Source organism: Agrobacterium sp. DSM 25558, from assembly GCF_900100825.1.
Taxonomy (GTDB): Bacteria; Pseudomonadota; Alphaproteobacteria; order Rhizobiales; family Rhizobiaceae; genus Agrobacterium.
The window spans coordinates 96,981-114,289 of the sequence record NZ_FMUD01000012.1 but is presented as its reverse complement, the minus strand read 5'-3'; the positions used below and the strand labels follow the sequence as shown (position 1 = coordinate 114,289).

Below are 17,309 nucleotides of genomic sequence, written 5' to 3'. Positions count from 1 at the left end.
ACTATAGGGAGCGTCGCATCTCCCCTGGTTTCACTATTTTCCGTTGTTCTCGCTCTCGGGCTTTATTCCAGCTGCCGTCAAAACGGCGTGGCGTGCCTGTACTTCCGGCAAAAGCTCTGCGAGCAGTTCTGAAAAATCCATGCGCCCCCTGCGGACCAGTGTTTCAATTGCCAGCGATATCGGAGAATGCGGCTCCGTCCGGCGGAAATAACGCGCAACTGTAAGAAGAGTTTCAAATGCTTCGTCACGTGAAGCGATTTCTTCTGTGCCAGATGACGATTTTTTAGGAACTTCGGGCTGTATCGATGCGGAATCACTATCCGCTATCCGTGCATTGTTGGCAACGGCAGGCTGCGTGTCATCCCTTCCGCCCAATGTGCGAATCGCAGATGCGGCCTCGATCAGAATGTTTCGGATGTTCGAGCTGGCCGGCGCGTTGTGTCCACACCGTTCAGACAAAATCTTGGCTATCTCATCAAATGTCGAGAGACACGCATTCACATCTGCCAGATGCGAAGACATGGCTGCAATGCCCGCTTCGGAAGCGGCATTATAGAGTTTTTCCTTGCGTTTCGTTTCAGAAGATCGCTGCGCCAGCTGGAAATCCCACAGCGTATGTTCGCCAAACTTGCCACCCGGAATGAGGGAGCTGAGACGTAATGGCTGTATGAGCGTTCCCTCACTTCCAATCCCGTTCAATCCGGCGAAAGGAGCGAATTTCTCTTCGTCGTCATCGTCACTAATCGAGTGAAGCGATTCCCACTGGTTGCAAAATATATCATATGTAACCCGATAAACTTCACGCAGACCGTGAAAGCCTTTTAGCCTTAGCTCTGCTTCTGCAAGCCATGCCAATATTTCAACGTCACGGCTTTCAGAATATATAATATGCAATCCGAGATTGCTGACTTCAATCCAGTTGCTGGAAACTCTTAGAACTTCTTGGGGTGAAACAGTGCGTTCTTCTGCGCGAGCTTGGTTTCTTTCATCCTTAATTCTATAGTATAGTTCACGAGTTCTTGCATTGCTTCGAATATTTTCTCCGCAATCACTTAAATATTCTATATTATGTACCGACTCTTGTGTGTCCAATGTCAGTTTATCCCTCATTAAATATGATAGATATGTATCAGTTACTTCCGTTACGTAAGGTTATTCACTAAACAGACTTATGGAAAATTAGGCGAAATTGTGGCGACTTGGTTTTAAACTCGTCAAATAAAAAAGCAACTTTTGCTGGACAAGTGAGTTTCATCGACCTAACTATGCCACGTCACGTTGTGGAATGATCCAATCTGGAGGCTCGCTGCATGTCGCATATTGATCTCAACCGCCTGGTGGAAGCGCTTGAGCCTGACTTGCGTGTATCGCTTGAAACGGCAGCATCCGTTGCTGTCCGACGCGGTCATCAGTTCGTTGATATTGCTCATTGGTTGAGTGCGGTTGTAGATAACGATGCATTCGCTAACACCTTCGAACGGTTGAAAATTTCCAGAGACGATCTTCGCGCTCAAATTGACCGAGCGCTTGACGATGCGGCCGTTGGGGACGGTGAGGCTTTGTCGCTGTCGCAGAATATCCTGACTGCTGGGCGGGAGGCTTGGTTGCTTGCATCGTTGCAGGATGGGCGTTCCCACATCGCGCTGACCCACCTTCTGCTGGCTCTCGATGAAGAGACATCGTTGCGCAGTCTTGTGCGCGCCGCTTTCCCCGCACTCAAGCTGATGGATCGCGCTGCATTGGAGCAACTTCGTGAGGAGGGGGCCAATCACGTGTCATCGAGTGATGACGCGGTTGTCGGTGCTTCGCACGGCAAAGATCAGAACGATTTCCTTCGCCTCTACACTCAGGACATGACCGAGGATGCTCGTCAGGGTAAATTGGACCCTGTCATCGGGCGTGACGACGAACTGAGGCAGATGGTCGATATTTTGACCAGACGTCGGCAGAACAATCCCATTCTCGTTGGAGAGGCTGGCGTCGGCAAGACGGCTGTCGCAGAGGCGCTGGCGCTGGAGATCGTTTCTGGCAATGTTCCTGAAAAGCTCAGGAATGTTAGTCTGCTGACGCTCGATCTGTCACTCCTTCAGGCCGGTGCCGGAGTCAAGGGCGAGTTCGAGCGACGCCTTCACGGTGTTATCGATGCCGTCAAGCGGTCGCCCGAGCCTATTATTCTCTTCATCGATGAAGCGCATGGTCTTGTCGGTGCCGGCGGTGCGGCAGGGCAGGGTGACGCGGCAAATATCCTCAAGCCCGCGCTTGCCCGTGGCGAGGTCCGCACAGTCGCTGCAACGACATGGAGCGAGTACAAGAAGTATTTTGAGAAAGACGCGGCTCTGACCCGGCGTTTCCAGCCCGTGCATGTTCGCGAGCCAGATGAGGCGACGGCCATTCGCATGCTGCGCGGTATCGCCGATACTTTCGTCAAGCACCACGGCGTGATCATACGTGACGAGGCGATCGTTGCGGCGGTACAACTGTCCGCGCGTTACATGCCGTCCCGTCAGCTGCCGGATAAGGCCGTAAGCCTTCTGGACACTGCGTCCGCTGCCGTATCGCTTGCTCGGCAGACATTGCCTGAAAAACTTCGATCCATGGAGAGCGAGAAGCAGTTACTCAGCACCGAGCAAGAGTGGCTCTCCCGTGAGCCTGTCGATGAAGAAACGAAATCCCGGATTGACGCGATAAGCGCGGAAATAAGCAATCTCGAAACCGCTATCGATGGCCTTCGAGCGCGCTATGACGCCGAGATCACCGAATTGTTGGAAGGCGACGCGCACGTAACCGATGCGCCCAACGTCGCGCCGTTGCGGCCTGTGTCTATCGCGCCAGGTAATGCTAACGAGAAACTCGTCCCCACGGTGGTTGATCGTGAAATGATCGCATCGGTCGTCTCACGCTGGACCGGTATTCCGCTTGGGAAATTGCTGGCCGATCAAATCGAGAGCGCAAAGTCCCTGGATGAGCGGATGAAGCAGCGTGTCATCGGCCAGGATATAGCGATTGGCCGTATTGCAGATGCCATGCGCGCCGCGCGTGCTGGCCTGTCCGATCCGCGCCGCCCGCCGGCGGTCTTCCTGCTCGTTGGCATGTCGGGCACCGGAAAGACGGAAACCGCCTTGTCGCTGGCCGATCTTTTATATGGTGGTAACGGCCATCTCACGACCATCAACATGTCCGAATTCAAGGAAGAGCATAAGGTTTCGCTGCTTCTGGGTTCGCCGCCCGGTTACGTCGGCTACGGTGAGGGTGGCGTGCTAACCGAGGCCGTGCGCCGCCGCCCGTTCGGCGTGTTGCTGCTGGATGAGATCGATAAGGCGCATCCCGGTGTGCAGGATATATTTTATCAGGTTTTCGATAAGGGCATGCTCAAAGACGGCGAAGGTCGGGATATAGATTTCAAGAATACGACGATTTTCATGACCGCAAATACCGGTTCTGAATTGTTGACGGCGCTGGCGGCAGACCCCGACACCATGCCGGAAGGTGAGGCGCTTGAGGCGCTGCTCATGCCTGAGTTGACGAAGCATTTCAAACCCGCTTTTCTGGGGCGCACGGTCATTCTGCCATTTATGCCGCTTGGACCCGAGCAACTGTCGCGCATCGTAGACATCCAGATCGAGAAAATTGCCGAGCGGGTTCGCTCCGCATACGGCACGGAACTGACGCTTTCAGACGCCGCGCGTAAGGCGCTGGTGGGGCGGTCGGGTTCCAGCGAAATAGGCGCACGCGCCATCGAAATCATGATCGGCAGGGATTTGCTGCCACCCATGTCCAGCTACTTTCTGGACAAAGTCATCTCGGGTGACAGGGTGAAGCACATCACCGTTGATTTTGATGAAACCGGGTTCTGCATTCGTGCGGAAGCGGTTGGGGAAAGTAATGAATTCACTGCGGCCGCCCCGGTTGCAGCGGATAAAGTTGCCGCGTCGGAAGGCAAGTCCCGACGCATGCGGCAGTAGTGGAAAGGCAAACGCGGCCTCGAAGCAAGAGGTCTTTTCAGTAATTACAGGAGCTTACAGTATGCCAATTTATTTGCAGATCGACGGTATCCAGGGTGACGCTACGCACCAGGAACACAAAAAGTGGATGGATATCGAAGCCATTCACTGGAACGTAGTGCGCAACATGAACACCTCTGCTGGTTCTGCTGCAAACCGCGAAGCATCTGAGCCAACCATTTCGGAAGTCATCCTGACCAAGGTCAGCGACTCGTCTTCCACAAAACTGTTCCAGGAAGCTTGCTCTGGCCGTCAGGGCAAACTCGCGACGATCCACCTCGTGACGACAGGTGATCCGGGCAATACCTACATCCAGTACCTGCTGACGAACACGCTTATCGCCAGCTACTCGGTGGATTCCAGCGGTGATCGTCCTGTTGAGACCATCAAGCTCAACTTCACCAAGATGGAAGTCAAGTACACACCTGCTGACGAAAACAATACGCAGCAGGCACCGATGATCGCGTCTTACGACCTTGCAACCACCAAGGCTGGCTAACAGATTCGACCCGGTGTCTTTTGGGCACCGGGTCGTCTCTTCCGTCTTTGCAGTTCTGATATTGCCGATACGCGGAAGCGCCTTTAGCGCCAAATATAGCCTGTCCATTCTCGGATGTTGCTAGGAGAAGTTACCAATGCCTAATTTTGCCGTTTCTACCGATTCTTTCGTCGTACGCCCGGTTCGGGAGGATGAGGTCGTCCCTGTCCAAAAGATGCGAAAAGGACCTGATTCATCCTACATGTCTCTTCCTGATGGACCTCGCCAATTCAACTCCCGTATGGCTGCCGGCGGTGCGGTAGCGGCCGTTGTGAGTCAGATATCGGGAGGGGTCAATGAATATTCACTTACCGTTTGGCTGAAAAAGTGGCTGGGGGCGAATGATGCCAAGATCAAGCAGGCTCTTCTTGCAAAAGGTCACTCTGCTTTTGCCTTACAGGTAAACTACGCCGTCGGAAATTCTTTCGGTAATCAGATGTTCATGTCGCGAGACATTTATCTCCTGGGAACTGCGCCGTCCGCAAAAGACATCGGGTCAGTCCTGACGCCTGAGCTCATGTTTGGCCCGAAGATCGATGATGTTCCCAATAATGCGACGAAGTTTAAATATGCACATCTCGTCGGAGAGCGCGCCTGATTCAGGATTAATCGTGACGCATAGGCTAGTGCTCCATGGGCGCGTTCTCCCCGATTGCGCAAATATACGCTTACGATCACTATAATATATATATTCGTGGGACGTGTCCATGATGATTATTCCTCTTGGTACTTATGAGTTGCAGAGCGGAGATAGACTATGACCGACCAGCCTTCGTCCGATTTCATCCAGGCCAGCCGTGTTTTGAAGGTCAAATCGCCGCTCGGCGAGGATCAGTTGCTGCCCGAGCGGATGGAGATCAGCGAGGGCGTGTCGCAACTCTTCGAGATACAGCTGAATGTCCGTGCCAAGAAGGAATCGGTGAAGCCGGAAGAACTGATCGGCCGTCTGATCGATGTTTCGGTAGAGGTTCAACAAGGCGAAGATGGTGGTGGCGTGCGCCGTCCCTTCAACGGGCTGGTCACGGACCTGCATGAGGGGCCGCCGATCACCCGTGGCTTACGCTCCTATGCGATGACCATTCGTCCGCAAATGTGGTTGCTGTCGCGCCGTTCCGACTGCCGCATCTGGATGGACAAGACCTAGGTGGATGTCGTCGAAACGCTGTTTTCCGAACACGGCATCCCAGCCCCGGATACGTCAGGCGTTATCAAAACTCCGCCTGCACAGCACTACAGCACCCAGTTCAACGAGACCGACCTCGACTATCTCTTGCGCCGTTTTGAAGAAGACGGGTTGTACTATTTTTTCAGCCACGAGGATGGCTCTCACAAGCTGCATGTGGCCGATACCGCCAATGGATGGCTTGGACCATCACCTTCCGCTCAAGGCGAGGGCAAAGTGAGATTGGCACAGGGCTCATCGGATCGCAACCACATCAATGACTGGGCCCGACGCTTTTCCTACGTGCCGGGCCAGCGTGCCGGGGCAGACTGGAATTTTGAAACACCCGGCATGGTGCCAGGCAATATGACACCGTCGCTGGTGCAGATGCCGGATGCGACCAAGCGTGAGCTTTACGAATATCCAGCCCGCATCAAGACGGTGGATGAGGCCGAGCGCGCCCAGAAACTGCGGACGCAATCTGTCGAAGCGGACCACGACCGTGTCTTCGGCGCCTCTACCTCCCGCATTCTCGAAGCCGGTCGTCGCTTTACCCCCTACGAAGTTGCCCATCCTGAGCATGCATACGAAGAGCATGTGATTATCAGGGCGAGCCACACCATCGTGGATCGCTCCTACGAGACCAACAGCAACGAACCGGAATACCGCAACGCCTTCGAGGCCATTCCAGCCCGAGTACCCCTCACGCCGCACCGCACGACGAAGCGCCCAAAGATCGAGGGCACGCAGGTGGCCATTGTTGCGGGTCCAGAGGGAGAGGAAATTCATCCAGATCAATATGGCCGCATCAAGCTTTGGTTCCCGTGGGACCGCAAGGCGAAGAAGGATGGAACCGATACGTGCTGGGTGCGGGTCGCCCAAAACTGGGCTGGCGGCGGCTGGGGTGGGCAGATCATTCCCCGCATCGGTATGGAGGTGATGGTTGCGTTTGTGGACGGTGATCCGGACAGGCCATTGGTGACGGGGGTGGTGCCGAATGCGAGGCAGACGGTGCCGTATGAATTGCCGGCGAATAAGACGAAAAGCACTTTCAGGACGCAGACTCACAAAGGGCAAGGCTTCAACGAGCTTAGCTTCGAAGACGATAATGGGCTTGAGGAGATTTTCCTTCATGCTCAAAGAGATTTGACGGTAAAAGTTTTAAATCACGCAACTGAAAGGGTTGACGCAAATAAAGTTACATCTGTGGGGGGCATCTTTAACCGAGGTTCAATCCAGTCAAATGACCCATATCGGCCAAAATGCCACACTGAATGTTGGTACAGGTATAGGCGGTGGTGTCGTACGCGGGCTGCTTGCTTCAAGCACCTTTGGGGTGAGAGATGCAGGGTATTTCCTTGCTAAAACCATGTCATCAATGAGTGGCAGCGGGCACTATACTGTCAACGCTGCTGGCGCGGTTTCGATCAACGCACTTGGTGCTTCAACGCTTACAGTTGGAGGAGCAAATATCGTGACTGTAGGAGGTATCCATACTCTCAATGTTGGTGGTGCTATCTACGAGAGCGCTGTCACCGCATCAAGTGAGGTCGTGGGCGGTATAAAGACGATTGATGCTCATGACGAAATCGTCTTTCGTTGCGGGAAATCAGAGTTACGCATGCTTTCAGATGGTACAGTAAGGATAAAAGGAAAAAATCTCATTATCGAAAAGGAGGAAAATATAAATATGACCGCTAGCCGCATAGATTTAAATTAAACGTCTATGTCTTTAGGAGGAGTTTTGAAGAAATCTATCCTTTTGTTATCCATTTTGCTCGTTGTTACTTTTTCTACATTCGCAATTAATCAGGCAAAGGAGCCAAATTTGTCGACTCGTTTGATTATCACTGTTGATACGCCGATACGTGAAAAAGGTGGAGCAGTTATAGTATCTGGACGTCCAATTGCTGATAATGAATGGCGTCTTCTGCCCAGTTCCGTGCCCAATAAAAGTGAACATGAAAAAGAGTTTCATGTCCGGGTTTCATCGCCCGCCTCAATTGTCGAATTCGTTTACCCAGAAAGCGGTACCTATAGTTTCAAGTTAGAGTCTGTTTCGCAGAATTCGGCAACACCGTTACAAAGTCGCGAAATTCAAGTTGGCAGTGCTGAGGTAACAGATCCTGAGACGAGACAACAGGTGGATTGGCCTTCCATGAGTGTCATTCACATTCAAGGATCTCACTATGATGAGGGGTGGGCGCGAATACTCACGTCAACATTCGCAACTGCATTTCGTTTTGCAAGTCCGGAGCAAATACTTGTGAATCAATTTCCGGGAGGCCGGGTAATTGCCTTATCCGATGCTGCGATAGATGCTTATGTGAGAGATACAAAATGACTTATTTTACTCTCATCACACGCTCATTCCACCCTGACCGAAATTTTGGGCTTGGCGGCCTCGGTTTCCATGGTGACGCGCGCGGGTTCTCGTCTAGCACGAGAGTAACGTCTCGAATATTTCACCAAGTCACAATTGATCTTAGAGCTTCGGAATTTGTCGATCAGATATGCACCTCCGATCCTTCGTCTAATGAAGTTATACCTCGGGTCCTTGAGTTGCGTGGACATCGTGCTGTTGAGACAATGGTGAGGGACGAGGTTGGGGACCGTGGAGTAGACCTGCCACAAAATGAGTGGACTAAAAGCGGTGATATTTTGCCAAAAATGGCAAATGATTATTCGCAAGTAAGAAAACATCCAAGAAAGAATATTTCAGGAAAAATCACGCCATACCGCGAAGACGGAGATCAAAGTGTTAATGGGCGCTTATCGTATGCTGGCAAAAACTTTGCGTTTTACGGAGCAGATACGGACGCAGGCCACTTCATACTAGGGGGCAATATTTCTGACGGTGGTCCTGATACGCGAGGAGGCAGCGCAAAGGTTTGGGAGCGTTGGGGCGGAATGGTTCCAGACTTGGATGTTACTCACGAATTCAGTTTCCGAATTAATCGCTCTAGCAAGAAGATTCAAGTTTCCTCTGCGATATCGGGCGATGGTTTTCCAAACTGCGAAAGCTTCTTATTAGACTCTGCTAAGAATGTCATATTTTTGGGGACCCACATTCGCATAGGCACAGCTGCAACCCAGCTTCCGAGCGGCAGATCATTGCCGATGACACGTACGTTGCTAACTGTGGATTGGCTACCAGGCGATCTTCTAGGCCCCAAGGTTCATGTCGATCTTGCGAATGATTATACGGGCAACGGTTCACCTCAGCAGATTGTCGCTGCTGGCGAAATGGATTTATCGGATTGGAATGCGGCTCATACTGGACGAGATGCCAGCGGCGACTGGCTCCGTGGGATAGAAGATCATGTTCCACTGCCTAGACAATCGTGGCGGCAATTGAAAGAGCAAATTCGGAGCGCATTTTAACTAATAATCAGAACGAAAAATTAGCTCTGCTGTGATGCAGGTGCTATTCTTATAGCTCGAATTGGAGTGTCAGTTGTGCCCCAAGCACATCGCCGCACAGATATAGGCTCCGGCCATTCCTGCCACTTTCCGCCTACCCTCGCAACCGGCGGAAGCCCCGACGTATTCGTCAACAATAAACCATTGATGCGAGTGGGTGACGCTTACGTACCCCACGGTTGCCCCGTCTGCCCGCAGCCATTGCATGGTCGCAAGTTGGCCGCTGGTTCCTCAACCGTCTTTATCAACGGCAAGCCTGCCGGCCGCATTGGCGATGCCATCGATTGTGGCGGGCAAGCGCAAACTGGTTCGCCCAATGTGTTTATCGGCGATGAGCGCGGTTCCGGTTCCGGTTCCGGTTCTGGTGGCGGGGGTGGAACGGAGTGTCAGAAGAACATGGCCTCCCAATCGATGCCGACGGTGCGAGGGTAGGTTTGATGATCCCTGAAGCCGTTGATGAGAAACAGCTATCTTCAGTCGCTGAGGCTTTTTTGAAAAGTGTTTCCGAGCTTGCTTTGGCTCCAGACCAGCGTGTTTATGCGGTTATGGACGGTGCGCAGTTCAGCGATTTGCCGCGTTTGCTGAAGGAAGCGAATGTCTCGCATCGGCCTTTGTATCGCTACGCGGGTGGTGATTATGCCGTTATTCTTGGTGGGCCATGGCTGATCAACCCATATCAAGTCGCTTCGCCGCCTTCGGTAGAACAGGCATCTTCGGCGGATCTCGTCGAACAGGACCTCACGGATGATGAGCTTCACGCACGCTCAGCTGCATTGTCCTCAGAGATGGTGGCGGCTTTAGAGGCGGGGGATCCGACGGGCGGTGGTGTGCTGCCTACGTATGAGGGTGATCCAACTGCGGTTGTGGAGCGTCTTCATAGAATTATCGAATTGAGTGATGGTAAACCGGCGCTGGTTTTCTGGTCGGGTCGTCGTTCTCTCACTGAAGACAAACTTCACCGGCACCTGCGCGGGATCAACCGCATTTCTGTGCCGAAGATTTGGCGAAATGGTCAGACTTCTGACGATGGTCCCCATGTGCCGAACCAAGACGAGTTTGCTGCCGCAGGAGGCGATGAACCGGTAGCCGATGAAGTGAAATCTGGCGGTCATGAGATGGTCATTTTCCGTCATGCGGATGCCAATGTCATGATGCAGACCGTTCCTGCTCTCGATGAGCTTCAACTCGGGCGTCTTTTCGGACCGGCCACTCAATTGCAGTTTGCCCCGGACGCCATCTGGGGTGGAGGTGTCAAGCGGGCCAGAAGACAGTCTGATATGGCTCCGCCCGCAGGTGTTCTCACTCTCGATTCCCATGCCATGCAGACGATGAGTGCTTTGCGGCTTGAGATATCCCGTAAGAAAGTCATGGCCTATCTGCGGGAGACAGATCCCGACAATAACAATTACTTGTCCGATGCAGACCTTCTCAAAAAGACTGTTTTCTACGAAGCAGATGGGAAGGTAATGGGTCTTAGGTCTGAGCGGGCTCATGCCCAGTGGGCCTTTCTCATGTCCACCACGGATGGCGCAATCGGAGAAGAGCAGGAAATTCGAACTGCTGTGAAGACCTCGCGAAATCCGGATCAGACGCTTTCGGATATCATGCAGGAAATGGTGAAAATCGGGCAGGCGGAAACGCAGGGCAAACGGATATTGGGGAGTTAACTGATGGCCCTTCCGTTAGCAGTGCCTGTCGTTGTCGGGCTGGGTCGCCTCGGTATGCTTGGTTATCGGGCCTATCAGGGTTACCGTATTGCGCGGGCCGCTGAAGCCGCAACTGCCGCAGCCGAGGCCGCCTTGGCAGCAGAGAGAGCAAGAAAGGCTGCGCAGTTGGCTGCTGCTGCCGCCGCGGCGCAAAAGCTCGCTCAGACGAAGGCGCGTGATGAGCCGTGTGATGATTGCCCTTGCCAGCGGACGGTGGTCATTTCGCGTGCCGCTTCTCCAAAGGCTGCCCAGCATATCGTCGATGCTCAGGCATTGGGCCAACCGAGCGTGCTCACCTTGGATCGGCCCGGAACCAGTGCTCGACGTGCAGCTTCCTTGCGTGGCATACCCACCAAACCTGGGATGGATCGTGATGAATATCCACCGGCTACCTTTGCAGAAGGCGGTGCCGGTGCTAGCGTTCGACATATTCCGCGCAGTGACAATCGCAGCGCAGGCGGGCAGATAGGAGCTCAACTTGCTGGCGCGCCTGATGGCTGCAAAATAACGATGGCAGTAGGACCTTGAAATGATAGAAGAATTTCCCCTGACCGTACTTTACACGCAGGTCGTCGTTCACCTTCCGAATTTACCGCGCCCCGGTTTGTTGTGGGACGACGCGCATGTTGACCAGGGATTTGCGTGGTCTGAGGGAATTGTGAGTTTTGGGGTTCCAGACCACGATGGCGAATGCCTCATCAGGATTGATGTTGCCGATGCGGTGAAGGTCGAGGCTGATGCCGAGTGGGCGGTGCAAACACCGTTTGACGCGTCTGTTTCACCTTTGAAGATCGGGACGATCGCGAACATGCGCGATGTTGCGGTTCCCAATGGGCTGTACAATCTTGTTTTTCAGGCTCTGCCAGGCTCGGTCATTCCGGAAGCTGAATTCGCATTCCTGCTTTTGTTGACCTTTGTTCCCGCAACCAGTCCGTCTTTCGAAATCTTGAAGCAGGGCGAAGAATTGGCAACAGATACGGTTTTGCGACGGGACGCAGAGCGCGCCAGTTGAATGGCAAAATCGGCCGTCATCTGCGTTGGAGCCGGAAGCTCCAGCGCTAAGGACCTCAGCAAAATCCATTGAGCTTGAGAATCTTGTGTGCCTCGATCGTCGCCTGAAGCGCGTCTTCGGAGGTGCGATCACCTTGGTTACCGTCCGGGTGATGCATTTTAAGCCGCTCGCGGTAACGGGCTCTGATTTCCTCGGGTGTGGCTTCTGCAGGCAGGCCGAGTGTGTCAAAAGCCTTGGCTTCGAGCACCTTGAGCTTTCGCTTCTGCAAATCTAGTTTTTGGGCCTGACGTTGAGCGGCGGTCTTGCGCGCATTCAACGCTTTCGCGGAACCGGAGCGAACGGTCGACGGCATCGGCATTTCGGTCGCTTTTTCGACCCGCGTTCCAAATGTGGTGCGGCTGCCAGTCGTCGCTTCCTTCTGGTAACGTGCCACGTCCGGGCTCGATGGAGCCGTCGTGAAGCTGTATCCCTTGTTGTATTCTTTCACGTGCTCAAGACAGAACAGCAGATACAAACCTTCTCCACCCGGCCCAACGGGTGCCCGGTTTGTGCCAACCTTGTCGCAACCATCCCACTGGCATTTTGGACCTGTAGGTTCGCTTGCGCTAGTGGACTTCTTGCGCGCAGATTTAAGCCCAACGAATATTTTTGAATCAGCCGTCATAGCGCCTATATGAACGCAGCGCGTCATCATGGCAAGAGTTTGCGAGGCCAAGCCACGATGGTTTCCACGAATTGAGGTGGGCCACTCGTGATGATGCTTGTGACGCCGTCTAAATGTGCGAAATTCAAGGTGCGTGTACGGCTTGATATCTTGCAAGGTGACACGATGTTTCGTGGGTGTTGTACGCGATGGTGACGACCATCGATTTACGCGCGCAACGTCAATACGCGACATGCCGCGACAGTAGGAACAGAATTGTCAGTCGGCCCCGGTGGAACATCTGCCCCATGGTAACGTTTTCAAACGCTAGCAAAGGAGAATGAGATGGCAGTTACCTATCACGTTGGTGAACACGACGGTGGATTTGGCTACAGGCTGGGAGATGTTTGGTCGGAGACTTTCCCGGATCACGATTCCGCACTAAGAGCCGCAAAAGATGCCGCAAGGCGTCAGCAGATTGGTGGCGAAGAGGTGGACATTTCCTTCCAGCTGGCTGATGGCCAGTGGCAGGAACAACATGTCCGCGGCGGAGATCGACCTGACACTGATGTGGTTGATGACACCTCAAACAAATAGCAATTTTAGAAGCATTAGTGTTCATAGCCGCCATCGTCTGCACGTTTCGTCGGTGGTGGCTGTGGCTTGCAGATTGGCCAAGCGAGTGCGACAGTGAGCCAAATGCTTTTGTCCCTCTCCAATATAGTTAAATCTTACAGCACGCCTGAAGGGCCGGTTGAGGTTCTGAAGGGCATCGATCTGTTCGTATCAAGCGGGCAGAGCGTTGCTTTGACGGGGGAGTCCGGCAGCGGAAAAAGTACGTTGTTGCACTTGGCTGGTGGTCTTGATCGACCTGATGATGGCCACATCCTCATGAATGAACGCGACATCACGGCGTTAGATGAGCCTGGGCGGGCACTTTACAGGCGCACAGAAGTCGGATTGATTTTTCAGCAGTTCAACCTCATCCCGTCGCTGGATGTCGCGGCGAACATTGCGTTTCACGCGAAACTTGCTGGCCGGTTTGATGCCGAATGGCAGAATGAACTGATAACGCAACTTGGCCTCAGCCCACTTACCCATCGATATCCAGAACAGCTTTCGGGAGGCCAGCAGCAACGCGTGGCCATCGCTAGAACGCTGGCAGCAAGGCCGCCGCTTGTTCTTGCCGACGAGCCCACAGGCAATCTTGATGAGGCGACCGGTGATGCCGTGCTCGAACTCATGCTGTCGCTTAGCAGAAGAGCAGGCTGCGCGCTCTTGCTGGTAACGCATTCGATGCGGCTTGCCGACAAACTGGATCGAAAGGTTCTGTTGCGCGGCGGGAAAATCGTCGCATGAACGCGGCAACGTTCATCGTCCTCATCTCCCATTGGCGTCATCGCCCGCTCCAACTTGTAACGTTGATACTCGGCATCGCTCTCGCAACCGCCTTATGGTCCGGCGTTCAGGCAATCAATGCGGAAGCGCGGGCCAGTTACGCGCGGTCTGCGGCCATTCTGGAACAGAGCGGACTTTCTCAGCTGGTGGCTGAAAACGGTGGCGGAATATCACTGGCGAGCTTCGCCAAACTGCGACGCGCCGGGTGGAACGTGTCGCCGGTTATCGAAGGCGATCACCGATTTGGTTCGGTCCGCATCAGGCTCGTCGGGATCGATCCCTTGACCATGCCCAGCGAGGGCCGCGTGGTGACGATCTCCGGCTCGTCGGAGTTGGTGGACTTCATCGGCGGGCGGGATCTGCTTGTCGTTTCACCGGCCACGGCGGCACGTCTTTCAGATGCGGGTGGAATACGCCTCAAGACGTCCGATGCTATCCCGGATGGTGCAGCCTTTACGGATATCGGCGTGGCCGACAGGTTACTTGAGAGAAAGAGCGCGCTTAGTAGGATAGTGATCGCGCCAGTCCAGAGGCCGGGTTTACCTGATCTTACGACCCTTGTTCCTGAACTGCGTGTACTGACCTCAGAGCGACCGGACATGGAGCGGCTGACGGACAGCTTCCATTTGAACCTGACCGCTTTCGGCTTTCTCGCATTCATCGTCGGGCTGTTCATCGTTTACTCTGCGACCGGGCTCTCTTTCGAACAGCGGCGTGCAACCTTCCGGACCGTTCGCTGCCTTGGTGTCTCGTTGCGCGCACTGACAGTGATGTTGACCCTCGAAATTATGCTGCTTGCCCTCGTGTCGGGTTTCATCGGAGTGGTCATCGGTTATGTCATGGCATCACTGCTACTGCCCGGCGTGGCAGCAACACTCCGCGGGCTCTATGGTGCTGAGGTTTCCGGTAGTCTTTCTCTGCGACCAGAGTGGTGGCTGGCTGGCATCGGCATGGCGTTGGCCGGCACGGCCTTGTCTTCGGTGCAGAGCTTGTGGCGTGTACGCACAATGCCAATTCTGGCGGGAGCTCAACCGCAGGCCTGGGCGCTGGCATCCACAGCGGCGTTGCGGGTGCAGTCGCTTGGCGGCGCAGCGCTCCTCATTGTTGCTATCGTCTTCGCGACGATTAGATCAGGGCTGGTCTCCGGGTTCATCGTTTTGGGTTCGCTTCTGCTTGGCTCGGCACTTTTGCTTCCCGCATTCCTGTCACAAATCCTTCGACTGGCAGAGCGGCGGTCAAGAAGCGCCATGGCGTCGTGGTTCTGGGCGGATACGCGGCTACAGTTGCCCGGCCTTTCGCTGGCGCTCATGGCGCTTCTCCTTGCCTTATCCGCCAATGTTGGGGTTGGCACGATGGTATCGAGTTTTCGCACGACGTTTCTCGGTTGGCTTGATCAGCGACTTGTCGCAGAACTTTATGTCAACGCACGTGATGAGGCAGAGGCCGGAAAGCTCAGGCAATGGTTGCCTCGCCACGCCGACGCCGTGCTGCCCATATGGAGCACGCAGGGCAATATCCTGGGCGATGAGCTACAGATAGCGGGCATCGCAAATCATTCCACGTACCGTGATCATTGGCCGCTTCTCGAAAGCGTGCCGGATGTTTGGGATGAGGTCGCGCAAGGGCGCGGTGCGTTGATCAATGAGCAGCTCTGGCGCGAAAAACGCGTTCAGCTCGGGCAGGTCATGACACTGCCCGATGGCTGGGCCGTGACGGTGGTGGGCGTTTATTCCGATTATGGAAATCCCAAAGGGCAGGTCATGGTCAATGTGGATGCACTGGTCGCACATTACCCCAACACCCCCAAACTTCGATATGGCGTGCGTGTAGACCCTGCGAAAGCCCCTGAGCTCAAACGCCAGATCGTGGAAGAACTAGGGCTGCCACCAAGCAATATAGTGGATCAGGCGTCGCTCAAGCAGCAATCACGAGCGGTGTTCGAGCAGACCTTCACCGTCACCGGAGCCCTCAACGTGCTGACACTTGGCGTGGCGGGATTTGCGATGTTTGCGAGCCTTTTGACCCTTTCCGCGACCCGACTTCCCCAGCTTGCCCCGGTTTGGGCCATGGGCATTCGCCGGCGAAATCTTGCCCTGCTTGAGGTGTTGAGAACGATCGCGCTCTGGTTCGTGACCTTCGTCATATCCGTGCCAGTGGGGCTTGCGCTCGCTTGGGTACTGCTGGTCATCGTCAATGTGGAGGCATTCGGCTGGAGATTGCCGATGATGATATTCCCTCTCGATTGGCTGAGGCTAGCCGCAATAGCGCTGGTGGCGGCGACGCTTTCCGTTCTGCTGCCGGTTATCAGGCTGGCGACGATCAACCCTTCCGATTTGCTGCGGGTATTTGCAAATGAACGCTAGGTGTTTCGCTGTTCTTATTTCGCTCCTTATCCTGATCTGCCTTCCCGCAGGCGTTCAGGCACAGGGATTTGCGGGTCTTGGGTCAGATGCGCAAGGGTTTCGGGTGCCGGAGCGCGGCGTGCCGCTAACCTTTCCCGGCGATCATGGCCCACATCCGGATTTTAGAATAGAGTGGTGGTATGTTACCGCCAACCTTCAGAGAGAGGATGGCACTCATTTAGGCGCGCAGTGGACGCTGTTTCGTTCCGCACTTGCGCCCGGAGATGAGGAGGGCTTTTCCAGTCGTCAGATATGGCTGGGGCATGCCGCAGTCACGGCGGTCGATCGCCATTATGTCGCGGAACGGTTGGGACGGGGAGGGGTCGGTCAAGCAGGCGTCGTTGCCAGCCCTTTCGAAGCTTGGATCGATGACTGGCAAATGAAGTCATCGTCTTCGTACGAAGAAGACCAGTTGAGCCGCCTTGAACTCCACGCAGAAGGCCAAGATTTTGGCTACCAGCTCACCCTGTCTGCCAACGGCCCAATGGTGCTGCAGGGTGATCGGGGTTATTCGATCAAGTCGCAGGCGGGGCAGGCAAGCTACTATTATTCGCAGCCGTTTTATCAGGTGACGGGAACTGTCACCATCGGAGGAGCCCCGGTCAAGGTCAGTGGCAAGGCGTGGCTGGACCGGGAATGGTCTTCACAGCCGCTCGCCGCCAACCAAACCGGCTGGGACTGGTTTTCACTGCATCTTGCCTCGGGAGAAAAGGTCATGGCGTTTCGCCTGCGGGATTCCGGTGGGGGCTACACCTCGGCGAACTGGATATCGAAAGAAGGAGAAACGACGCCGCTTTCATCTGATGACGTCGTTCTGGAGCCTGTACGGCGCGCCAAGGTCAACGGAAAAGACATTCCGGTGGCGTGGCGCGTCCAAATTCCAAGCAAGGGTCTTGATATCACCACGACTGCTCTGAATGACCAAGCGTGGATGGCAACGTCGACGCCTTATTGGGAAGGGCCGATTTCCTTCGATGGAACCACTTCTGGCGTTGGTTATCTGGAAATGACCGGATATTGAACC

16 protein-coding genes and 1 pseudogene are annotated in these 17,309 nt (G+C 54.5%); 15 read left to right on the top strand and 2 right to left on the bottom strand.

What is annotated here, in order from left to right; genetic code table 11:
- Positions 1-33: 33 nt before the first annotated feature.
- Entirely contained in the window at positions 34-1,092 is a 1,059-nt protein-coding gene (gene tssA / locus DSM25558_RS12585; protein ID WP_244554179.1) for a type VI secretion system protein TssA, read from the bottom strand.
- 218 nt (positions 1,093-1,310) lie between these two features.
- Between tssA and tssH the strand changes: the two genes are divergently transcribed.
- The 11 genes and pseudogenes from tssH (at position 1,311) to comJ (ending at position 11,842) form a co-directional block, all read left to right on the top strand.
- Entirely contained in the window at positions 1,311-3,962 is a 2,652-nt protein-coding gene (gene tssH / locus DSM25558_RS12580; protein ID WP_077105104.1) for a type VI secretion system ATPase TssH, read from the top strand.
- A gap of 61 nt (positions 3,963-4,023) precedes the next feature.
- Positions 4,024-4,500 (top strand): Hcp family type VI secretion system effector, encoded by a 477-nt coding sequence (locus DSM25558_RS12575; protein ID WP_077105103.1) that lies wholly within the window; start codon positions 4,024-4,026, stop codon positions 4,498-4,500.
- Positions 4,501-4,636: 136 nt separating this feature from the next.
- Entirely contained in the window at positions 4,637-5,137 is a 501-nt protein-coding gene (locus DSM25558_RS12570) for a hypothetical protein (protein ID WP_077105102.1), read from the top strand.
- A gap of 159 nt (positions 5,138-5,296) precedes the next feature.
- A pseudogene (gene tssI / locus DSM25558_RS12565) lies at positions 5,297-6,924 on the top strand (type VI secretion system tip protein TssI/VgrG); the annotation flags it as partial.
- Between the two features lie 146 nt (positions 6,925-7,070).
- The gene (locus tag DSM25558_RS29315; protein ID WP_244554178.1) at positions 7,071-7,421 is read left to right on the top strand and encodes a hypothetical protein; all 351 of its coding nucleotides are present in this window, start codon (positions 7,071-7,073) and stop codon (positions 7,419-7,421) included.
- Between the two features lie 24 nt (positions 7,422-7,445).
- Entirely contained in the window at positions 7,446-8,045 is a 600-nt protein-coding gene (locus DSM25558_RS12560) for a hypothetical protein (protein ID WP_200800749.1), read from the top strand.
- Positions 8,042-9,085, top strand: coding sequence for a hypothetical protein (locus DSM25558_RS12555; protein ID WP_077105101.1), 1,044 nt, complete (start codon positions 8,042-8,044; stop codon positions 9,083-9,085). The genes DSM25558_RS12560 and DSM25558_RS12555 overlap by 4 nt, the downstream gene beginning before the upstream one ends.
- A gap of 75 nt (positions 9,086-9,160) precedes the next feature.
- On the top strand, positions 9,161-9,556 hold the full coding sequence (locus tag DSM25558_RS12550) for a PAAR domain-containing protein (RefSeq protein ID WP_077105100.1): 396 nt from the start codon (positions 9,161-9,163) through the stop codon (positions 9,554-9,556).
- A 5-nt stretch (positions 9,557-9,561) separates the two neighbouring features.
- Positions 9,562-10,791, top strand: coding sequence for a DUF4123 domain-containing protein (locus tag DSM25558_RS12545; RefSeq protein WP_077118150.1), 1,230 nt, complete (start codon positions 9,562-9,564; stop codon positions 10,789-10,791).
- 3 nt (positions 10,792-10,794) lie between these two features.
- Complete coding sequence (locus tag DSM25558_RS27740; protein WP_200800748.1) at positions 10,795-11,358, top strand: NucA/NucB deoxyribonuclease domain-containing protein; 564 nt, start codon at positions 10,795-10,797, stop codon at positions 11,356-11,358.
- Position 11,359: 1 nt separating this feature from the next.
- Entirely contained in the window at positions 11,360-11,842 is a 483-nt protein-coding gene (comJ, locus tag DSM25558_RS12535; protein ID WP_077105098.1) for a competence protein ComJ, read from the top strand.
- 55 nt (positions 11,843-11,897) lie between these two features.
- On the opposite strand, the gene DSM25558_RS12530 is transcribed toward comJ, so the two are convergent.
- Positions 11,898-12,506 carry a J domain-containing protein gene (locus tag DSM25558_RS12530; RefSeq protein WP_077105131.1) on the bottom strand — a complete coding sequence of 203 codons (609 nt, stop codon included), beginning with the start codon at positions 12,504-12,506 and terminating at the stop codon, positions 11,898-11,900.
- A gap of 324 nt (positions 12,507-12,830) precedes the next feature.
- On the opposite strand from DSM25558_RS12530, the gene DSM25558_RS12525 reads away from it, so the two are divergent.
- From DSM25558_RS12525 to DSM25558_RS12510, 4 genes are all read left to right on the top strand, one after another.
- The gene (locus tag DSM25558_RS12525; protein ID WP_077105097.1) at positions 12,831-13,082 is read left to right on the top strand and encodes a hypothetical protein; all 252 of its coding nucleotides are present in this window, start codon (positions 12,831-12,833) and stop codon (positions 13,080-13,082) included.
- A gap of 102 nt (positions 13,083-13,184) precedes the next feature.
- The gene (locus DSM25558_RS12520; RefSeq protein WP_077105096.1) at positions 13,185-13,844 is read left to right on the top strand and encodes an ABC transporter ATP-binding protein; all 660 of its coding nucleotides are present in this window, start codon (positions 13,185-13,187) and stop codon (positions 13,842-13,844) included.
- Positions 13,841-16,246 (top strand): ABC transporter permease, encoded by a 2,406-nt coding sequence (locus DSM25558_RS12515; RefSeq protein WP_077105095.1) that lies wholly within the window; start codon positions 13,841-13,843, stop codon positions 16,244-16,246. Before DSM25558_RS12520 ends, DSM25558_RS12515 begins: the two co-directional genes overlap by 4 nt.
- Positions 16,236-17,306 carry a lipocalin-like domain-containing protein gene (locus DSM25558_RS12510; protein WP_077105094.1) on the top strand — a complete coding sequence of 357 codons (1,071 nt, stop codon included), beginning with the start codon at positions 16,236-16,238 and terminating at the stop codon, positions 17,304-17,306. Before DSM25558_RS12515 ends, DSM25558_RS12510 begins: the two co-directional genes overlap by 11 nt.
- Positions 17,307-17,309 lie beyond the last annotated feature (3 nt).

Excerpts from the sequence above, each read along its gene's own strand:
- tssH (WP_077105104.1), top strand. The coding sequence starts at position 1,311 with ATGTCGCATATTGATCTCAACCGCCTGGTGGAAGCGCTTGAGCCTGAC.
- DSM25558_RS27740 (WP_200800748.1), top strand. The coding sequence starts at position 10,795 with ATGGCCCTTCCGTTAGCAGTGCCTGTCGTTGTCGGGCTGGGTCGCCTC.
- DSM25558_RS12530 (WP_077105131.1), bottom strand. The coding sequence starts at position 12,506 with ATGACGGCTGATTCAAAAATATTCGTTGGGCTTAAATCTGCGCGCAAG.
- DSM25558_RS12555 (WP_077105101.1), top strand. The coding sequence starts at position 8,042 with ATGACTTATTTTACTCTCATCACACGCTCATTCCACCCTGACCGAAAT.
- comJ (WP_077105098.1), top strand. The coding sequence starts at position 11,360 with ATGATAGAAGAATTTCCCCTGACCGTACTTTACACGCAGGTCGTCGTT.
- DSM25558_RS12510 (WP_077105094.1), top strand. The coding sequence starts at position 16,236 with ATGAACGCTAGGTGTTTCGCTGTTCTTATTTCGCTCCTTATCCTGATC.
- DSM25558_RS12525 (WP_077105097.1), top strand. The coding sequence starts at position 12,831 with ATGGCAGTTACCTATCACGTTGGTGAACACGACGGTGGATTTGGCTAC.
- DSM25558_RS12570 (WP_077105102.1), top strand. The coding sequence starts at position 4,637 with ATGCCTAATTTTGCCGTTTCTACCGATTCTTTCGTCGTACGCCCGGTT.
- DSM25558_RS12545 (WP_077118150.1), top strand. The coding sequence starts at position 9,562 with ATGATCCCTGAAGCCGTTGATGAGAAACAGCTATCTTCAGTCGCTGAG.
- DSM25558_RS29315 (WP_244554178.1), top strand. The coding sequence starts at position 7,071 with ATGTCATCAATGAGTGGCAGCGGGCACTATACTGTCAACGCTGCTGGC.
- DSM25558_RS12520 (WP_077105096.1), top strand. The coding sequence starts at position 13,185 with ATGCTTTTGTCCCTCTCCAATATAGTTAAATCTTACAGCACGCCTGAA.
- DSM25558_RS12575 (WP_077105103.1), top strand. The coding sequence starts at position 4,024 with ATGCCAATTTATTTGCAGATCGACGGTATCCAGGGTGACGCTACGCAC.
- DSM25558_RS12515 (WP_077105095.1), top strand. The coding sequence starts at position 13,841 with ATGAACGCGGCAACGTTCATCGTCCTCATCTCCCATTGGCGTCATCGC.